Source organism: Enterobacter sp. BIDMC93, from assembly GCF_001037805.1.
Classification (GTDB): domain Bacteria; phylum Pseudomonadota; class Gammaproteobacteria; order Enterobacterales; family Enterobacteriaceae; genus Enterobacter; species Enterobacter hormaechei_C.
On sequence record NZ_KQ089962.1, the window covers coordinates 3,317,009 to 3,332,102 of the forward strand.

18 protein-coding genes are annotated in these 15,094 nt (G+C 53.1%); 7 read left to right on the forward strand and 11 right to left on the reverse strand.

Annotated elements, in window-relative coordinates:
- Positions 1–106: 106 nt before the first annotated feature.
- A complete protein-coding gene (gene mdtG, locus SK58_RS15545; protein WP_017693650.1) occupies positions 107–1,342 on the forward strand; it encodes a multidrug efflux MFS transporter MdtG in 1,236 nt (411 codons plus the stop codon).
- Between the two features lie 79 nt (positions 1,343–1,421).
- Positions 1,422–1,796 carry a MysB family protein gene (locus tag SK58_RS15550; protein WP_015570844.1) on the forward strand — a complete coding sequence of 125 codons (375 nt, stop codon included), beginning with the start codon at positions 1,422–1,424 and terminating at the stop codon, positions 1,794–1,796.
- Between the two features lie 7 nt (positions 1,797–1,803).
- On the opposite strand, the gene SK58_RS15555 is transcribed toward SK58_RS15550, so the two are convergent.
- From SK58_RS15555 to mdoG, 3 genes are all read right to left on the reverse strand, one after another.
- Positions 1,804–2,031, reverse strand: coding sequence for a YceK/YidQ family lipoprotein (locus SK58_RS15555; protein ID WP_003858030.1), 228 nt, complete (start codon positions 2,029–2,031; stop codon positions 1,804–1,806).
- 84 nt (positions 2,032–2,115) lie between these two features.
- Positions 2,116–4,644: a glucans biosynthesis glucosyltransferase MdoH gene (mdoH, locus tag SK58_RS15560; RefSeq protein WP_048220183.1), complete on the reverse strand. Its 2,529-nt coding sequence runs from the start codon at positions 4,642–4,644 to the stop codon at positions 2,116–2,118.
- On the reverse strand, positions 4,637–6,190 hold the full coding sequence (mdoG, locus tag SK58_RS15565; RefSeq protein ID WP_048220184.1) for a glucans biosynthesis protein MdoG: 1,554 nt from the start codon (positions 6,188–6,190) through the stop codon (positions 4,637–4,639). The genes mdoH and mdoG overlap by 8 nt, the downstream gene beginning before the upstream one ends.
- A 255-nt stretch (positions 6,191–6,445) precedes the next feature.
- Here mdoG and mdoC point away from each other — a divergent pair, with 255 nt between their 5' ends.
- Entirely contained in the window at positions 6,446–7,585 is a 1,140-nt protein-coding gene (mdoC, locus tag SK58_RS15570) for a glucans biosynthesis protein MdoC (RefSeq protein WP_017384749.1), read from the forward strand.
- 41 nt (positions 7,586–7,626) lie between these two features.
- On the opposite strand, the gene ymdB is transcribed toward mdoC, so the two are convergent.
- The 5 genes from ymdB to csgB form a co-directional block, all read right to left on the reverse strand.
- The gene (ymdB, locus tag SK58_RS15575) at positions 7,627–8,163 is read right to left on the reverse strand and encodes an O-acetyl-ADP-ribose deacetylase (RefSeq protein WP_015570849.1); all 537 of its coding nucleotides are present in this window, start codon (positions 8,161–8,163) and stop codon (positions 7,627–7,629) included.
- 80 nt (positions 8,164–8,243) lie between these two features.
- Positions 8,244–8,564 (reverse strand): type 1 fimbrial protein, encoded by a 321-nt coding sequence (locus SK58_RS15580; protein WP_017384751.1) that lies wholly within the window; start codon positions 8,562–8,564, stop codon positions 8,244–8,246.
- A 153-nt stretch (positions 8,565–8,717) separates the two neighbouring features.
- Positions 8,718–9,050: a curli assembly chaperone CsgC gene (gene csgC, locus SK58_RS15585; protein WP_017384752.1), complete on the reverse strand. Its 333-nt coding sequence runs from the start codon at positions 9,048–9,050 to the stop codon at positions 8,718–8,720.
- 56 nt (positions 9,051–9,106) lie between these two features.
- Positions 9,107–9,562: a curli major subunit CsgA gene (csgA, locus tag SK58_RS15590; protein WP_003858043.1), complete on the reverse strand. Its 456-nt coding sequence runs from the start codon at positions 9,560–9,562 to the stop codon at positions 9,107–9,109.
- Between the two features lie 39 nt (positions 9,563–9,601).
- Positions 9,602–10,057 (reverse strand): curli minor subunit CsgB, encoded by a 456-nt coding sequence (gene csgB, locus SK58_RS15595; RefSeq protein ID WP_017384753.1) that lies wholly within the window; start codon positions 10,055–10,057, stop codon positions 9,602–9,604.
- Between the two features lie 743 nt (positions 10,058–10,800).
- On the opposite strand from csgB, the gene csgD reads away from it, so the two are divergent.
- Genes csgD through csgG form a run of 4 tightly spaced genes read left to right on the forward strand, consistent with a single transcriptional unit; the run spans position 10,801 to position 13,148 of the window.
- Entirely contained in the window at positions 10,801–11,451 is a 651-nt protein-coding gene (gene csgD / locus SK58_RS15600; RefSeq protein WP_017384754.1) for a biofilm master transcriptional regulator CsgD, read from the forward strand.
- A gap of 4 nt (positions 11,452–11,455) precedes the next feature.
- Positions 11,456–11,845, forward strand: coding sequence for a curli production assembly/transport protein CsgE (gene csgE, locus SK58_RS15605; protein WP_003858052.1), 390 nt, complete (start codon positions 11,456–11,458; stop codon positions 11,843–11,845).
- Positions 11,846–11,871: 26 nt separating this feature from the next.
- Positions 11,872–12,288: a curli production assembly/transport protein CsgF gene (gene csgF, locus SK58_RS15610; RefSeq protein WP_003858054.1), complete on the forward strand. Its 417-nt coding sequence runs from the start codon at positions 11,872–11,874 to the stop codon at positions 12,286–12,288.
- 26 nt (positions 12,289–12,314) lie between these two features.
- A complete protein-coding gene (gene csgG / locus SK58_RS15615; protein WP_003858055.1) occupies positions 12,315–13,148 on the forward strand; it encodes a curli production assembly/transport protein CsgG in 834 nt (277 codons plus the stop codon).
- A gap of 43 nt (positions 13,149–13,191) precedes the next feature.
- On the opposite strand, the gene SK58_RS15620 is transcribed toward csgG, so the two are convergent.
- The 3 genes from SK58_RS15620 to SK58_RS15630 form a co-directional block, all read right to left on the reverse strand.
- The gene (locus SK58_RS15620; protein ID WP_072159654.1) at positions 13,192–13,674 is read right to left on the reverse strand and encodes a DUF1097 domain-containing protein; all 483 of its coding nucleotides are present in this window, start codon (positions 13,672–13,674) and stop codon (positions 13,192–13,194) included.
- A gap of 96 nt (positions 13,675–13,770) precedes the next feature.
- On the reverse strand, positions 13,771–14,325 hold the full coding sequence (locus SK58_RS15625; protein ID WP_023296296.1) for a TorD/DmsD family molecular chaperone: 555 nt from the start codon (positions 14,323–14,325) through the stop codon (positions 13,771–13,773).
- A gap of 19 nt (positions 14,326–14,344) precedes the next feature.
- Positions 14,345–15,082, reverse strand: a complete 738-nt coding sequence (locus SK58_RS15630) for a phosphatase (RefSeq protein ID WP_003858061.1) — start codon at positions 15,080–15,082, stop codon at positions 14,345–14,347.
- Between the last annotated feature and the right edge of the window lie 12 nt (positions 15,083–15,094).

Below are 15,094 nucleotides of genomic sequence, written 5' to 3' on the forward strand. Positions count from 1 at the left end.
GCTTTAAAAGCTCCCCGTCATTGCGGCAATCATACCCCGGGCGCATAATTAGCAGGCTTATTACCTCACTGTTCACGGTGCCCTGCACCTCATTATGCGGATAGTTATGTCCCCCACAGATGCTCCCATAAACTGGAAACGTAACCTGACGGTTGCGTGGCTGGGTTGTTTTCTTACTGGCGCCGCCTTTAGCCTGGTGATGCCCTTCCTGCCCCTCTACGTTGAACAGCTCGGCGTCACCGGACATAGCGCCCTGAATATGTGGTCCGGCCTGGTGTTCAGCATTACGTTCCTGTTCTCCGCCATTGCGTCGCCTTTCTGGGGTGGGCTGGCGGATCGCAAAGGCCGCAAAATTATGCTGCTGCGCTCCGCGCTCGGCATGGCGATCATTATGCTGCTGATGGGGGTGGCGCAGAATGTCTGGCAGTTCCTGATACTACGCGCGCTTCTGGGCCTGCTCGGGGGATTTATCCCTAACGCCAACGCCCTGATCGCCACCCAAATCCCGCGCCAGAAAAGCGGCTGGGCGTTGGGCACGCTATCCACTGGCGGCGTAAGCGGCGCACTGCTGGGCCCACTGGCGGGCGGGCTGCTGGCCGACCACTACGGACTGCGGCCGGTATTCTTCATTACCGCCAGCGTGCTGTTCCTCTGCTTCCTGGTGACGCTTATCTGTATCCGCGAGAATTTCACGCCCGTGGCCAAAAAAGAGATGCTGCACGCCCGGGATGTGCTGGCCTCGCTGAAAAACCCAAAGCTGGTGCTGAGCCTGTTTGTAACCACCATGATTATCCAGGTGGCCACCGGTTCAATCGCGCCTATACTGACGCTCTACGTACGCGACCTGGCGGGAAACGTCAGCAATATCGCCTTTATCAGCGGCCTAATCGCCTCTGTTCCCGGCGTGGCGGCGCTACTGAGCGCGCCGCGGCTCGGCAAGCTGGGAGACCGTATCGGCCCGGAAAAGATCCTGATCTGCGCCCTGATCGTCTCCGTCCTGCTGCTGATCCCCATGGCGTTGGTGCAGTCTCCGTGGCAGCTCGGCGTCCTGCGCTTCCTGCTGGGGGCTGCGGATGGTGCGCTACTCCCGGCTGTACAGACGCTGCTGGTCTATAACTCCACCAACCAGATAGCCGGTCGTATTTTCAGCTATAACCAGTCGTTTCGCGATCTGGGTAACGTCACCGGACCGCTGGTTGGCGCGGGGATTTCGGCCAGCTTCGGTTTCCGGGCGGTCTTTATCGTGACGGCAGGCGTCGTGCTGTTCAACGCCGTTTATTCGTGGCTCAGCTTATCCCGGGCGCTACGCCCGGCGCGAATAAGACCACATCGTGACGGCTAATTTTCGCATTCATACTTGCAAAATCACATAATCAGCTATTCTTTCCCTGAATACCTTCACGAAAAACAGGGAGACACCAATGACCATGTACGCCACGCTGGAAGAAGCAATTGATGCCGCTCGCGAAGAGTTCCTCGCCGATAATCCCGGCGTTGAGGAAGAAGATGCTGACGTGCAACAACTCAATATCCAAAAATACGTCCTACAGGACGGCGATATTATGTGGCAGGCCGAATTCTTTGCTGATGAAGGTGAAGATGGTGAATGTCTGCCGATACTCAGTGGTGAAGGTGCGCAGGCGGTATTCGACGGCGACTATGACGAAATTGAGTTACGTCAGGAGTGGCTGGAAGAAAATACGCTGCACGAATGGGACGAAGGTGAGTTTCAGCTCGAACCGCCGCTGGATACCGAAGAGGGTCAGGCCGCAGCGGACGAATGGGACGAGCGATAAGTCACCGCTACTCGTAGGGGCCGTGGCTGGCATCGATGGGCAGCAGTAGCGTGTCGAAAATCAGAGAAAACGGCAGATCGAGCACGGTGAGATAGCGCCATGCGGAATCACGGACATCCCACTGTACGCCGGGGTAGTACTGATTCCCGTGGCCCTGCCCGGGGATGGTGCGGCTGATAATGCTGCCGCAACCGCTGAGCAGGCATGCCATCATGACGACAATGATTACTTTCATTTCTGACCTCTAAAAAAATACCGGCGATTAAGCCGGTATTTTATTTGGCGGGTGGCGCTTCGCTTACCCGCCCTACTTAACAACTTACTTCGCCTTCAGGGCCAGCGGATTGTGCTTCACGTCCTTGTAGTAGTTCACCCACGAAGAGTATCTCTCCGGAGAGGACCACACGCGGTAGTGAAGCCGTGCCATCGTCACCGGATCGCTCAACAACACCAGACGACGGTCGCGGTTAAGCTTTTCTGGCGTCTCGTTCAGCGCCTGCTCAACGTGGCGATCGCGGGCGATCTCCAGCACCTGGCTGGCGCGGTGACGCGCCGTCGCCATCGCGGTTGCCAGCGCGTTGAATGACGGGTTAAACACGGCATGCATAAAGCCATCATCCAGCGTGCGTTTGCGGTTCTGCTCCAGATAGGTATCGGTATCCACCAGCACCTGCGGCGGAGAATACTCTTCCGGGATCAGGAACAGCTTCCAGCGTTTGGTACGCAGGCCCACCGTGGAACGGCTGGAGATCACCGATACAAACGGCGACAGGATCAGCGAGAACACAATCGGCGCAAGCCAGAACAGGAAACGCAGATCCAGCCAGGCCATACCAACGGCCCACACCAGGCCCAGCAGCAGCTGAGAGCCGTGGCGCATAAAGGCTTCACTCCACGGCGTAGAGTCATCGTCACGCTGCGGTGAATTCCACACCACTTCCCATCCCAGGAACGCGCTCACCACAAACACCGTATGGAACAGCATACGCACCGGCGCCAGCAGGACCGAGAACAGCACTTCCAGCAGCAGTGAAAGGGTCACGCGGCAGAAACCACCGTACTCCTTCGAACCTTTGCACCAGATCAGAATGATACTGAGCAGCTTAGGCAGGAACAGCAGCACCATGGTCGACGCGAACAGCGCGATCGCCAGCTCCGGACGCCACTGCGGCCACACCGGGAACAGCTGGCGCGGTTGCAGGAAATACTGCGGCTCCGTCAGGGCATGCACAACCTGCAACGCGGTTGAGAGCGCCAGGAACATAAACCACAGCGGCGCAGACAGATAGGACATAACGCCCGTCAGGAACACCGCACGGTGAACAGGGTGCATCCCTTTCACCAGGAACAGGCGGAAGTTCATCAGGTTACCGTGACACCAGCGGCGGTCGCGTTTGAGCTCATCCAGCAGGTTCGGCGGCAGCTCTTCATACGAGCCAGGCAGATCGTAGGCAATCCAGACTCCCCACCCTGCACGACGCATCAGCGCGGCTTCCACAAAGTCATGCGACAGAATGGACCCGGCAAACGACCCTTCACCCGGCAGCGGCGCCAGGGCGCAGTGCTCGATGAATGGCTTCACGCGGATAATGGCGTTGTGGCCCCAGTAGTGGGATTCACCCAGCTGCCAGAAGTGCAGACCGGCAGTAAACAGCGGCCCGTAGACGCGGGTCGCAAACTGCTGGCAGCGCGCATACAGCGTGTCCATACCGGACGCTTTTGGCGAGGACTGAATAATTCCCGCGTTCGGGTTGGCTTCCATCAGACGGACCAGCCCGCTCAGGCAGTCGCCGCTCATCACGGAGTCTGCATCCAGTACCACCATGTAGCTGTACTGGTTACCCCAGCGACGACAGAAGTCATCAATGTTTCCGCTCTTACGCTTAACACGACGACGACGACGACGGTAGAAGATCTGCCCTTCGCCCTGCACCTCGGCAATCAGTTCCATCCAGGCTTTTTGCTCCGCCACGCAGATATCCGGATTGTAGCTGTCGCTCAGGATATAGACGTCGAAATGCGCCGCGTTACCGGTCGCCTTCACGGACTCCCAGGTAGCACGCAGCCCGGCGAATACGCGGTCAACGTCTTCGTTACAGATAGGCATGATCAGCGCGGTACGATGCTCAGGATTGAGGGGCTCATCCCCGACCGTCGACGCGGAAATGCTGTATTTGTCACGCCCCATCAGCAGTTGCAGGAAGCCCATCAGCGCCGTCCAGAACCCGGCGGAGACCCAACAGAACAGCACCGCGAACAGCAGAAGAATGCCGCTCTGTAAAATATACGGCAGCAGCTGCATGAAGGAGACCCAGATATCCTGGCCAATCATGTCAGCAGGGTTAATCAACGCCCAGCCCTGGTACGGCAGAATGGTTTTCATGTACCAGGTGGCGACAACCGTCTGCGCCAGCGTCAGCAGCAGCAGAATGTAACGACGAATCGTTCCCACGGTACGCCATTTCTGCTCGGATGCCTGCTGTTCTTTGGTCAGACGTGACAGATAGCGCGGCGTCACGTCACGCCCACGCAGGCGATCCCAGAAGCGGCCCACCGGGTTGGTGCGCCACGGATCGGGGAACATGGAGGAACGCGTGGCCTTCGGCATCGCCTGTAGCTGGTCACGCCCTTCGTCATCCTTGATTAGCTGCCCTTCTGCCAGCGAGTCCGGCCATGCCTGCTCCAGACGTGCCTTCACTGACCCCAGCGGCGTATCATCATCACGGGAAAAGTGACGATGTTCACCATCCAGCGCGGTGTGAACCGCGCGGATGTCGCTCGCAGGGAGTGCCGCTTTTTCAATGTCCGTCAGCGGCATGGCATCAATATATTCAGATGTATTATTCATTGGCAGGTAGCTGATAGCTCCAGGTTTCACTCAGCGGCTTATCGTTACTGACCAGCGCGGCGCGCATTTCAGTGGTCTGTTTCGGATCTTTCACCTTCACGCGCAGGGTCAAACGCCACCCTTTGGTGACCGGGTTGTAACGCACGGCGTTCTCAACGATTTCACCGTTATCGCCAATGCTGGCCTGTGCCGTCACGGCAGTATCCGGGGCCAGTTTTTTCATATCCTGCCCGGTGAAGTCCACGATAAATGCCAGCGTGCCATCCGGCTGACGAATCAGGTTGGACTGCTTCACGTCACCCGTCGAACGACGCGTCTGCATTACATACGCGTTATCCGGTGCGTGCAGTTTGTCTTCGTCACGGCTGAAGATGATCGCATACTTGAAGTTCATCTCTTTACCGGCTTCCGGCAGCTGATCCGGTGTCCAGTACGCCACAATGTTATCGTTGGTTTCATCGTTAGTTGGAATTTCAACCAGCTCAACCTTGCCTTTACCCCAGTCGCCTTTCGGCGTAACCCAGGCGCTTGGACGCAGATCGTAGCGGTCATCCAGATCTTCAAAGCGGGAGAACTGACGGCCACGTTGCAGCAGACCAAAGCCCTGCGGGTTTTCCATCGCAAAGCTGCTGACGGCGAGGTGTTTCGGGTTGTTCAGCGGACGCCAGATCCACTCGCCGTTACCCGCATGAATGGAGAGGCCATTGGAATCATGCAGTTCAGGACGGAAATTGGTCGCCGGAGAGGGCTGGTTCGGCCCGAACAGGAACATGCTGGTCAGCGGCGCGACGCCCAGTTTGCCCACTTTATCGCGCAGGTAAACTTTAGACTGTACGTCAACCACCGTGTCACGCCCTGGCATGATCACGAAGCGATAAGCGCCTGTCGCACGAGGGGAGTCCAGCAGCGCATAAATTGTCAGACGTTTGTCGGTTGGTTTTGGACGTTCGATCCAGAACTCGCGAAAACGTGGAAATTCTTCACCTGATGGCAGCGCGGTATCAATTGCCAGACCGCGCGCAGAAAGCCCGTACACCTGCCCCGCGCCAATCACGCGGAAGTAGCTGGCGCCAAGCATGCTGACGATTTCGTCGTTTTTATCTTTGCTGTTAATCGGATAAAGCACCTTGAAGCCTGCGAAGCCGAGGTCTTTTACCGTGTCTTTATCGTGTTGCACATCGCCAAAATTGAAATAATCCGGGCTGTACTTGATTTTGCGTACCGCGGTCGCCGTCACTTCGTTGATGGCAACCGGCGTGTCGAAGTACATACCCTGGTGGTAAAATTCAAGCTTGAACGGGGTTTTAATATTGTTCCAGTACGCTTTATCGTGATTGAACTGGATCTGCTGATAGTCCGCGTATTTCATGTCGCGGAAAACGGAGGGCAGGTTACTTTTTGGCGCTTCGTAGCTCTTGCCCGCCATCGATTTAGCCTGTTTTGCGACATCATCGATGTTAAAGGCCAGTGCAGATGAGGTATACAGTGACAACAGCACTGCTACACCCAACCAACGCATTTTCATCATTTGTGGTTTATGTTTCATAATAAGTAAGCACTTCCCCCTTTGTGTGCTTATATCGATCCGATCCATTTTAATGGAAACTCAGGCAATCCGACAACATTATCACTGCTTTGTTCAGCTCGCTGGCTCATGGATTAAGCAAATGAAAGAACCCGCTTTTCACTTTGCGTGCTTATCCTGGAGACAGGGTGTCGGTCTTGGTGTAGGGTTGGCTCCGAATGTAACCATTATGAGCCTTAGGGATAAGGCGAAAAGTCTGAGAATGCGCAAAGTTATATGAGCACAACCCCTGTACAACGTGAATATTTCCTCGACTCGATCCGCGCATGGCTCATGCTATTGGGGATCCCTTTTCATATTTCACTGATCTATTCCAGCCACACCTGGCACGTGAACAGCCAGATGCCCTCCTGGTGGCTGACGCTGTTTAATGATTTTATCCATGCCTTCCGCATGCAGGTGTTTTTTGTCATTTCCGGTTATTTCTCTTACATGCTCTTCTTGCGCTATCCCCTCAAACGATGGTGGAAAGTGCGCGTGGAGCGCGTGGGCATACCGATGTTGACGGCCATTCCGCTGCTGACGCTGCCGCAGTTCATCATGTTGCAGCATGTTAAAGGCAAGGCGGAAAACTGGCCGAATCTCTCCTTCTATGAGAAATACAATACCCTGGTCTGGGAGCTGATTTCCCACCTCTGGTTCCTGCTGGTACTGGTGGTGCTAACCACGGTGAGTTTGTTGATCTTCAGCCAGCTGCGCCAGCGCGCGAGCACCGCATCCTCGACCTTCTTCGCCAACATCACCCTGGGCAAGCTGTCTCTGCTGTTTCTTGCGCTGGGGGTCGCGTATGCCGCCGTCAGGCGTACCCTGCTCATTGTCTACCCTCCCATTCTGAGCGATGGGCTGTTTAATTTCGTGGTGATGCAGACCCTGTTCTACATTCCCTTCTTCCTGATTGGGGCGCTGGCATTTATTCATCCCCGGCTTAAAGCGCTGTTTACCACCCCCTCCCCCTGGTGTGCGGTGGGTGCTGCGCTGGCCTTTGCCGCCTATCTTCTCAATCAGCGCTATGGCAGCGGGGACGCGTGGATGTATGAGACAGAGAGCGTGATAACGATGCTGATGGGCCTGTGGATGGTTAACGTGGTGTTCGCCCTTGGCCATCGTCTGCTGAATTTTAAATCCAGTCGCGTCACCTATTTCGTTAATGCTTCGCTGTTTATCTACCTGGTTCACCATCCGCTGACGCTGTTTTTCGGGGCGTACATAACGCCGCATATCGCCTCGAATGCGCTGGGCTTCTTCACCGGCCTGGTCTTTGTGGTTGGCATTGCCATCGTGTTGTATGAAATCCATCTGCGGATCCCGCTTTTGCGTTTCCTGTTCTCAGGCAAACCTCAGGTTAAAGCGGGATAACAAAACGGCGCCTCCAGGGCGCCGTTTTTGCACTTCAGACATCAAAATGCCTGGCTGCGCGCGGTCAAAATCCGCTGATACAGGTCGGCGGTGTGCTCATCGAAACAGACAAAAATGACTTTTTCCGGCATGGGTTTGAGGGAAAGGTAGTGATAAACGGTATTCACGGCGATTGTAGCTGCCGCTTCCTTTGGATAACCGTACACGCCGGTGCTAATGGCGGGGAACGCCATGGTCTTATACCCGTTATCCGCCGCAAGCCGCAGGCAGTTCCGATACGCCTGCTCCAGAATCTCAGCCTCATGGCGGTCGCCACCGTGCCAGACGGGTCCAACGGTATGGATCACCGCTTTGGCCGGGAGATCGCCTGCAAGCGTAATAACAGCATGCCCCGGCGGGCACTCTCCCTGCTGCTGACGCACGGTTTTGCATGCTTCAAGGAGTTGAGGGCCTGCGGCCCGGTGAATGGCACCGTCCACCCCGCCCCCACCCATCAGGGAGGAATTGGCTGCGTTGACGATCACGTCAACGTGTACCGTCGTGATATCGCCATGAATAACGTCGATTTGCGGTCTCATAAACACCCTCTGCAACCCGCCTTTTTCATCAGTGTATCGCAGAGGGAGAAGGAGAAAAACTGCCGTGAAAAAAACGTCGGTTATCGGTAATCGACCTGAACGACCGCAAGCGTTTTCTGTTCATTCAGGTATTTCATGCTGACAGCGGCCAGAGCTGAATGAGGATGATGGCCCCGGAGCGCCTCGTCATAACTGATGGTATGCGTTTTCATACGGTTATTTTCCGGACAGGAGATCGCAAACTGCTGATGCCGGGGCGTGACTTCGCACGGGTCAGCGACCACCGCGCCACGAAAATGAATCACCCCACCATTTTCTATAGTTGCTGAATAAGCCGGAGATAAAAAAGAGGACAGGATCAGTCCCAGACCAGAAATAATACACGCTGCGGATTTGAACATTATTTGTACTCCTCAATGAAATTCGTCCTTGAGGGGTAAAAACGCTCCGTTATGACGTATCAATTTAAGCAACCCGATGACTGGGTTCTTGATATCAGCATAGCTTACCTGTGCAGCGCCGCCACTTTATTAAATCATTGATTTCATGAATTATTAAAGCGTACTTACCGGTGCGTTCCACTGCTGTGATAAATGAAGCGATTTTCCATCGGAAACGGTGACGATTATTTTTACCGCATCCCCTGAACGAATATTTAAACTGATTCGCGTTAAATCAATCGGCTGATTAGCGGGTATAAAAAGAGTATTTTTCTGCCGCGATGTACTTTGTCCCGCTTGCCCCTGTCGGACAGATAACACCTCAACCTGACATTCGCAGGCGTCTGCCAGCGTGACCTGAGGAATAATGGTTGTCATATTTGCCTGCTGTGAGGTGCTGAACGTTATCTGGCTGGCAAGCGCAGCAAGGAGAATGAAGGTGCTCATGAGATCCTCCCGAAAAAAAACAGGGCACATGCCCTGTTTTTTGGTACAGAATTGAATCAGTACTGATGTGCGGTCGCGTTGTTGCCAAAGCCAACCTGGTGCACAGTCACCGTTGAGCCGGACGCTGTCTGGTCTACCGCCGCGCCGTTGCCGCCGCCGAACTGTTTCACGTTGATCACAGAGTCTTTGCTATTCCACTGGTCGATGGTGGCGCTGTTACCAAAGCCTTTTTGCAGCAGATCGATAGAACTGTCATCAGAGCCCTGACCAACATCTGCGCCGTTACCGCCACCGTGCTGGGTAATGGTCAATTCAGAATCTCGGGCGTCCGTCTGCAAAGCAAGCGCGGAGTTACCGCCGCCGTACTGGTAAATGCTCAGGGTTGAGTCAGGGCCGTTATTGCCGCCACCCCAGCCACCACCGTGGCCGCCGCCAAATTGTGGTACCGCACCTGCGAAAGCACTGCCAGAAACTACGATTGCTGCAATAACTGCCACTTTGAAAAGTTTCATGGTAAACCCCCATCGGATTGATTAAGGCGTCACACATCGCTAGCGTTGAATAACGCGAATAGCCATTTGCGACTGTCTCTGTACTACAACTGCTGTTTTCTGCGTACCATACTGCGTTATATTCGCCCTGTTACCCGAGCCTTTCTGGATAATCATGGCGGTGTTGCCAAAAGCGCCCTGCTTAATACTCGCATCGTTGCCGTTACCGGTCTGATCGATATAAGCAAGGTTATACGTCCCTGACTGATCAACATGCGCGCGGTTATTCCCGCCCTCTTGGGAAATAATGGACAGCAATTTAGAACCGCCCTGGCGTACATCAGCATTATTACCTGAGCCCTGTTGACCAATAATGGCTGCCTGATTGTATGAAGCTTTACTTAATTCATTTATCGCAAAATTATATTCAGAACTGGCTAAATCTGAATCACCTGCGATTACAAACCCAGGCGCACCCAGTAATGTAAACATCATAAACAACATTTTGTTTTTCATGCTGTCACCCTGGACCTGGCTATAAAATAGGTATGTCTTTACCCGTTAACGCGATTCGTTTTGTTAACGCCGCGTTACGGAAAAGAGTATGTCTGCCGAAACATATTTAATATCTCACCCGTGTGCCTTATTTTTATATGCTCATTCACCTCAAAGTCGTAAATCTCGCCTGAAACGACGCGACACACCACTAATGCAGAAATAAATTCTTGTCTGAGCGCCTGGACAACAGCGAGACAGGCTGTCCAACCTGTAGCGGCTTCTACAGACAAACATGGCAATGTCTTTTGCCCGGTGCGTGACACGAAGCAAGTTTTCTTAAGAAAAATTTCCAGCTTAGAGAAGTCTTAACTTTTTAGCTGAGTTCATACTTTTTACCGGCTGGCTTACAATAATTAAAAGCTCAATAATTCAATTCTTTATAATATATTGTATGACTTTCAAAATCTATGCACGTTTATACACCTGTACAACTTTCCCCTTATCTTAAAATCTATTCACCCTGCAAAATACACAACTTAATATCGAATTTTACATTCTGTTACATGATTAACACTTGCTTTAAAGTTTGCAATAGCTAGATTGAAAACAGCAGTACGTTATTTGTTTTTAATTTTACCGCCTCCTTTGGAGGAAGGTTTTTTAACTACACACAGCAGTGCCACACCTGTCAGTACTTCTGGTGCCTTTTTCAATAATACGAGGGCAGCTGCCGGGTGTCATAAATAACGTGGGGTTTCATCATGTTTAATGAAGTCCATAGCTTACCCGGTCATACATTATTGTTGATCACAAAACCTTCCCTACAAGCGACAGCGTTATTGCAGCATTTAAAACAATGTCTCTCGCTTAACGGGAAACTGCATAATATTCAACGTTCTTTTGATGATATCGCTCCTGGCAGCATCATTCTTCTCGATATGATGGAAGCGGATAAAAAACTGGTCCATTACTGGCAGGATAATTTAAGCAGGAAAAACAATAATATCCGCGTATTGTTATTAAATACGCCTGATGAGTATCCTTTCCGCGATATTGAGAGCTGGCCGCATATTAACGGCGTGTTTTACGTCACTGAAGAAGAAAACCGTGTCGTGGAGGGTTTGCAGGGCATATTGCGGGGGGAGTGTTATTTCTCGCAAAAACTGGCCAGCTACCTCATTACCCACTCCGGAAATTATCGCTATAACAGTTCAGAATCTGCACTTCTGACGCACCGTGAGAAAGAGATCCTGAACAAACTGCGTATTGGTGCTTCAAATATTGAAATCGCCCGTTCGTTATTTATCAGCGAAAATACGGTTAAGACGCATCTTTATAATCTTTTCAAAAAGATAGCTGTTAAAAATCGCACGCAGGCGGTGTCGTGGGCAAACGATAACCTCAGGCGTTAATAGCATGAAACGCACCCTAAGTTGGATTGCCGCCGCAGGCATTATGCTTGCTGCCGGAAACCTTCAGGCTGTTGAGGTGGAAGTTCCCGGACTGTTGACCGATCACACCGTCACCTCTGTCGGACACGATTTTTATCGTGCCTTCAGCGATAAGTGGGAAAGCGATTATCCGGGTAACTTAACCATCAACGAACGGCCCAGTGCGCGGTGGGGAAGCTGGATCACAATAACCGCTAATCAGGACGTTATTTACCAGACTTTTTTATTCCCAACGAAAAGAGACTTCGATCAGAACGTCGCTTTCGCGCTGGCACAAACAGAAGAAGCTATTAACCGCCTACAGTTAGACAAAGCCCTTTTGAGCACAGGCGATTTAGCAAAAGATGAGTTCTAGCAACGACACCTATTTCGGAGGCTGTAATGCGTCTCGCACACACAGTGATTTCGTTAATGCTCATTGCGCCGTTGAGCTGGGCCGGAAATATGACATTCCAGTTCCGCAACCCTAATTTTGGCGGCAACCCGAATAACGGAGCCTTTATGCTTAACCAGGCTCAGGCTCAAAACTCCTATAAAGACCCCAGCTATGACGATGATTTCGGTATCGAGACCCCGTCGGCCCTGGATAATTTCACTCAGGCCATCCAGTCGCAAATATTAGGTGGCTTATTAACCAACATTAATACCGGAAAACCCGGCCGGATGGTCACTAACGACTTTATCGTCGATATTGCCAATAAAGACGGGCAGCTTCAGTTAAATGTGACAGACCGAAAAACCGGTAAAACGTCGACAATCCAGGTTTCCGGTTTGCAGACCAGTTCAACTGATTTCTAAACAACCCCAAAATAAGGACAATTATTATGCAGCGCTTTTTTATTTTAGTTGCAGTGTGCTTATTAAGCGGTTGTTTAACTGCCCCGCCAAAAGAAGCCGCTAAACCCACCCTAATGCCTCGTGCCCAGAGCTACCGGGATCTGACACATCTGCCGGTCCCTACCGGGAAGATATTCGTCTCGGTCTATAACATTCAGGATGAGACGGGCCAGTTCAAACCGTATCCGGCCAGTAACTTCTCGACGGCCGTACCGCAGAGCGCCACCGCAATGCTGGTCACCGCCCTGAAAGATTCTCGCTGGTTTATCCCGCTGGAACGTCAGGGGCTGCAAAACCTGCTTAACGAACGAAAAATCATTCGTGCCGCGCAGGAGAATGGTACCGTTGGCGTCAATAACCGCATGCCGCTACAGTCTCTCACCGCAGCCAATATCATGGTGGAAGGCTCGATTATCGGCTACGAAAGTAACGTGAAATCGGGCGGCGCGGGTGCGCGTTACTTTGGCATCGGGGCCGACACGCAGTATCAGCTGGATCAGATTGCCGTCAACCTGCGCGTGGTTAACGTGAGCACGGGTGAGATATTATCCTCCGTGACCACCAGCAAAACGATTCTCTCTTATGAAGTGCAGGCCGGGGTGTTCCGCTTTATCGATTACCAGCGTCTGCTGGAGGGTGAAATTGGCTATACCTCTAACGAGCCGGTCATGCTGTGTCTGATGTCGGCCATCGAAACCGGCGTGATTTTCCTGATTAATGACGGTATCGATCGCGGCTTGTGGGATCTTCAGAACAAAAGTGACGTGAGTAATGCGGTGCTGGTGAAATACCGAGAGATGTCGGTGCCGCCAGAGTCATAATCGGCGGCGCATAAAAAAGGCGAGATTTCCGTCTCGCCTTTTTTTATTTACTTACCGCAGGAACGCTCTGGCTCTTCTCGCGTCGGGCCGCAAGCCAGAGGCCGCTGTTCTTCATGGCGTAGCCAAACAGTAATCCCAGCATGAGCGAAGGGACCACCAGCTTCCAGTCCCCCTGCCCCGCAAAGGTCGCGCAGGCACCCATGAACGTGCCGGGCACAAAGGACAACAGCAGATGTTTTGCCTGAACGCACATCAGGAAGGCCACAATGCCGGTGATGGCGTATCCCAGGATTTCCACATGCGGCGCCAGCGCGCTGCCTTTCATAATGACCAGCGCCCAAATCACACCGCTCATCAGAGTACAGCCGGAGATGAAGAGCCCTTTGAGACCACCCTGCGGGCAGGCGAAATAGGCCGTGCAGCCAAGAAAACCAGCCCAGCTCAACAAGCCGAGAGAAACAGCCACCCAACCCCAGAGGCCGGAGAGGATGCCAGTCGTGATTGCAATACAAAGTAGTATGTTCATGGTGCGCATCTTAGCAGATGCGCACCATAGAAATGAGATCAGAAGCACATTACGTGCAAGTTGAAATGTATCGTTGCAGGATTTTTGTGATTCAAATCACTCTTCGTTCTCTTCTTCCAGCTCGTCCCACATGGCAGCGATGGCGTCACGCGTCAGCGGAGCCAGCGCTCTCCAGAACGGCGAGGTGGCATGGGCTTCAACTTTACCCAGGAAGGTGCCAACCCACGGAAGCAAATACGTTTCGAACAGGGTTTCAATCGCCTCGTTCTCATCATCACCTGCATTATCTTCAATCCAGGAGGCCGCCAGCAGCAGGGTACCGATATGATCGGCAGGCATATCCGTCAGCGGCATGCCCCGTTCTGAAAGAAACGTCCGAACTTCCGCTTCGGTCGCACCTTCCTGCCAGGCAGAACGATACGGCGACACGCGACACTCTTCCCCCACAAACAGCGCGTTGTAATCCGTTGAAATCTGCTGCATATCGCAGCTTTTTTGCAAGCGTTCCAGCAACTCATCCTGTTCCAGCGGCCAGCTCTGCGCCAGTTTACCTTCACGAATCAGGGTAAACAGCGGAACCAGCAGCGGATCCTGCGGCTGGCGGTAATATAAGGTGCCCAGCACGCGGCAAAGGATGGAAAACTCATTCATGTTTTTATTCCGTTATTAATTAAAGATCGGCAAATTCATCAATCGGTGCCATGCCGCGCGACTCAAGGAAGTCGAGCATACGACGCGGCGTGACGTTCAGGATCTGTTCTTCCGGGAAATTCACGTCCCGCAATATTTTCAGGCACTCGCTGAAATCACCCAGCGTGAAGGCCGTGTGTGAATCAGAGCCCAGCGCCACCATGCCGCCCGCGTCACGCACGGCCGCCGCCACTTCGCGGCAGTTGGCTTCACTGCCCTTACGCGAGTGAACAAAGGAGGAGTTGTTAATCTCCAGCGCCACGCGGTGCTTCGCTGCCGCCTGCGCCACGGCCTGAATATCAATCGGGTATTTCGGATTTCCCGGGTGGCTAATAATGTGCACGTTGCCGCTGGCAATAGTGGCAATCATCGCTGCGGTGTTGGTCTCTTTATCCTGGGGCGCAAAGACCGGCTCGTGGAAGCCGGCGAGGATCAGATCTAACGAGGTCAGCATCGGGCCGGTGCAGTCAATCTCACCGTCAGTATTTTTGATGTTCGCTTCGATGCCGCGCAGTATCCCGATACCGTCCACCAGGCGTGGCCAGATACGCATATTCACAAAATGCCAGTAGTGCGGCGCATCCGCCATATCCGGACCGTGATCGGTTATCGCAAACAGTTTAATGCCTTTCAGCTTCGCCTGAGCGATATAATCATGGAGGTTACTGTAAGCGTGGGTACTGGCGACGGTGTGCATATGCAGGTCAACGGGATACATCTTTCTCTCCTC

Excerpts from the sequence above, each read along its gene's own strand:
- mdtG (WP_017693650.1), top strand. The coding sequence starts at position 107 with ATGTCCCCCACAGATGCTCCCATAAACTGGAAACGTAACCTGACGGTT.
- SK58_RS15550 (WP_015570844.1), top strand. The coding sequence starts at position 1,422 with ATGACCATGTACGCCACGCTGGAAGAAGCAATTGATGCCGCTCGCGAA.
- SK58_RS15555 (WP_003858030.1), bottom strand. The coding sequence starts at position 2,031 with ATGAAAGTAATCATTGTCGTCATGATGGCATGCCTGCTCAGCGGTTGC.
- mdoH (WP_048220183.1), bottom strand. The coding sequence starts at position 4,644 with ATGAATAATACATCTGAATATATTGATGCCATGCCGCTGACGGACATT.
- mdoG (WP_048220184.1), bottom strand. The coding sequence starts at position 6,190 with ATGAAACATAAACCACAAATGATGAAAATGCGTTGGTTGGGTGTAGCA.
- mdoC (WP_017384749.1), top strand. The coding sequence starts at position 6,446 with ATGAGCACAACCCCTGTACAACGTGAATATTTCCTCGACTCGATCCGC.
- ymdB (WP_015570849.1), bottom strand. The coding sequence starts at position 8,163 with ATGAGACCGCAAATCGACGTTATTCATGGCGATATCACGACGGTACAC.
- SK58_RS15580 (WP_017384751.1), bottom strand. The coding sequence starts at position 8,564 with ATGTTCAAATCCGCAGCGTGTATTATTTCTGGTCTGGGACTGATCCTG.
- csgC (WP_017384752.1), bottom strand. The coding sequence starts at position 9,050 with ATGAGCACCTTCATTCTCCTTGCTGCGCTTGCCAGCCAGATAACGTTC.
- csgA (WP_003858043.1), bottom strand. The coding sequence starts at position 9,562 with ATGAAACTTTTCAAAGTGGCAGTTATTGCAGCAATCGTAGTTTCTGGC.
- csgB (WP_017384753.1), bottom strand. The coding sequence starts at position 10,057 with ATGAAAAACAAAATGTTGTTTATGATGTTTACATTACTGGGTGCGCCT.
- csgD (WP_017384754.1), top strand. The coding sequence starts at position 10,801 with ATGTTTAATGAAGTCCATAGCTTACCCGGTCATACATTATTGTTGATC.
- csgE (WP_003858052.1), top strand. The coding sequence starts at position 11,456 with ATGAAACGCACCCTAAGTTGGATTGCCGCCGCAGGCATTATGCTTGCT.
- csgF (WP_003858054.1), top strand. The coding sequence starts at position 11,872 with ATGCGTCTCGCACACACAGTGATTTCGTTAATGCTCATTGCGCCGTTG.
- csgG (WP_003858055.1), top strand. The coding sequence starts at position 12,315 with ATGCAGCGCTTTTTTATTTTAGTTGCAGTGTGCTTATTAAGCGGTTGT.
- SK58_RS15620 (WP_072159654.1), bottom strand. The coding sequence starts at position 13,674 with ATGAACATACTACTTTGTATTGCAATCACGACTGGCATCCTCTCCGGC.
- SK58_RS15625 (WP_023296296.1), bottom strand. The coding sequence starts at position 14,325 with ATGAATGAGTTTTCCATCCTTTGCCGCGTGCTGGGCACCTTATATTAC.
- SK58_RS15630 (WP_003858061.1), bottom strand. The coding sequence starts at position 15,082 with ATGTATCCCGTTGACCTGCATATGCACACCGTCGCCAGTACCCACGCT.